The following is a 2,191-nucleotide window of genomic DNA, read 5'->3' on the forward strand; positions in this document are numbered from 1 at the left end:
CCCGGTGCCGCTGCCGGCGGGCCTGCCGCTGCTGCTGGCCGGGCTTGCGGGCTTCGGCGCGCTGCGGCTGCGCGCCCGGGGCTGAGGCGCCCGAAAGAGGCCAGACTGGCGCCCGCGGGCGCCGGGTTCCCCGTGCGGGTGGGGCCATGACTTGCTCCGCGGGCTGCCTTTCCCTAGGTTTGGGGGACAGCCTTGGCCGCCCGCTGCGGCGCAATGGATCGCGCGCAATGAAAGCTCCTTTCGACCCCGACCTGCAACCGCCCCCGCAATCGGGGTCGATCAGACACGACCTGCGGCGGCTCCAGGTCTGGTTCCTGGGCATCATCGCCTTCGCGGTGGTGCTGTTCCTGCTGGTGCAGGCCAAGTTCCTGCTGATCTCTCTGGCCATCGCCATCATGCTGTTTTCGCTGACATCGGACGCGATCGGTTACATGAAGCGGCTGCGCTTCGGCGAGGCAAGGTTCTCCGAATGGCTGGCCTCGCTGCTGGCGGTGCTGCTGATCGCGACGGTGCTGATCTCGCTGTCGGCGATCATCCTGACCCAGGCGAACACCGTGGTCACCACCATCATGCAATATGCCGAACCGGGCCAGCGTGCGGTGGCCGAGATGTTCGGCTGGATGGGCGAGGACGTGGAACAGGCCGTGCTGAACTGGCTGCGCGGCGTCCGGCTGGGATCCTGGCTGACCACGATGGCCGGGCAGGCGGGCAACATCGCCTCGGGTGCGGTGCTGGTGACGCTGTTCGTGGGCTTCCTGTTTCTCGAACGGCTGTGGTTCTCGACCAAGCTCACCAGCCTGATGGGCGATGCCGAGCGCGCCGCGCGGGTCGAGCGGATCATCGGCTCGATCATGCATCGCGTGAACCGCTACCTCGTGGTCAAGACGCTGGTCAGCCTGGTGACCGGTGCGATGGTCTATGCCGTGATGCGCCTGTTCGGTCTGGAACTGGCGCTGGCCATGGGCGTGCTGACCTTCGTGCTGAACTTCATCCCGAATATCGGCTCGATCGTGGCCACGCTGGCCACCGCGCTGGTGGCCTATGTGCAGACCGGGGACAACGTGACCGGGCTTGCCGTGCTGGCCATCGTGGGGATTCTGCAATTCGTGGTCGGGCAGGTTCTCGACCCGCTGCTTCTGGGCAAGACGCTGCGGCTGTCCTCCTTCGGGATCCTCGCCTCGCTCGCCTTCTGGGCGGCGGTCTGGGGCGTGCCGGGCATGTTCCTTGCCGTGCCGATCATGGTCTCGGTGATGATCGTCTGCTCGCAGATCGCCTGGCTGCGCCCGGTCGCGGTGCTGCTCTCGCGCGAGGGGCTGCCCGACGCCGACATGGACGATGCCGCGGCCTGCAAGCCCGAACATCGCGATGCTGCCTGAGCCTGCGCGTCGAACAGGGCGGTCGGCAGCGTCCCGGCCACGCAGGCGATTCGGGCCAAGCCGTTCATCCGGACGGCTTTCCCGCCGGAAATGCCCTACGGGCAGCCCAGCCCCCCCGCGGGAAGCGGATTCAACCCCCCGCATCGTCCCGGGGCCGCGTATCAGCGTCGCAGGGGGGGCGACTCCGGATGTCATCGCCGTTCGGACGCGCTATTGTTCCGTGTGGTCGGCGGCGCCTGCGTCGTTCCGAAGGGGCCTCGATCCCTCGGGCGCGCGGATGCTTCATGGCCGAGCGCGGGAGGTAACTGGGGCTCCCGCCGGAACCCTCAGGAGAATGTCCTGCCACGGGGCATATGCGTCACGCCGGGGCAGCGGACAGAAAAAGGATGGAAGATGGCCAATAATTCTCAAAACCTGATCCGGCTGATCGTTGCCGCTCCGGCGATCGGTCTGGCGTTCTATGCCGTGAACTACAGCTCCGCGCCGAAATCCGAACCGGCCCCCGTCGCCGAGGTCGCGGCCGAGGAAACGGTCGGCGAAGAAGCTGTGACCGAAGAAGCCGTGACCGAGGAAGCCGCCGCCGAAGAGGCCGCCGAGGAAGAGGCCGCCGAGGAAGAGGTCGCCGAGGAAGAGGCCGCCGAGGAAGAGGTCGCCGAAGACGCCGCCGAAGACGCCGCGGCCGAAGACGTCGCTGAAGAGGCGGCCGAAGAGGCCGCTACCGAAGACGTCGCTGAGGAGGCCGCCGCCGAAGAGGTCGCCGAGGACGCCGCCGAAGACGCTGCGGCCGATGAAGAGGTTGCCGAAGACGCCGCCGA

3 protein-coding genes are annotated in these 2,191 nt (G+C 67.9%); all 3 read left to right on the forward strand.

Annotation, left to right across the window (positions count from 1 at the left end; translation table 11 throughout):
- The first annotated feature begins 4 nt into the window (after positions 1-4).
- Positions 5-85, forward strand: coding sequence for a VPLPA-CTERM sorting domain-containing protein (locus ENN83_RS17120; protein ID WP_414707629.1), 81 nt, complete (start codon positions 5-7; stop codon positions 83-85).
- A 142-nt stretch (positions 86-227) separates the two neighbouring features.
- The gene (locus tag ENN83_RS06835) at positions 228-1,376 is read left to right on the forward strand and encodes an AI-2E family transporter (RefSeq protein ID WP_287185470.1); all 1,149 of its coding nucleotides are present in this window, start codon (positions 228-230) and stop codon (positions 1,374-1,376) included.
- Between the two features lie 393 nt (positions 1,377-1,769).
- Positions 1,770-2,191: hypothetical protein (locus ENN83_RS06840; RefSeq protein ID WP_287185472.1), on the forward strand; the 422-nt coding region annotated here is incomplete at its 3' end.

It is taken from the genome of Rhodovulum sp., assembly GCF_011048875.1.
In the GTDB taxonomy this organism is placed as follows: Bacteria; Pseudomonadota; Alphaproteobacteria; order Rhodobacterales; family Rhodobacteraceae; genus Rhodovulum; species Rhodovulum tesquicola.

Coding starts and splice junctions, on each gene's coding strand:
- ENN83_RS06835 (WP_287185470.1), top strand. CDS start 228: ATGAAAGCTCCTTTCGACCCCGACCTGCAACCGCCCCCGCAATCGGGG.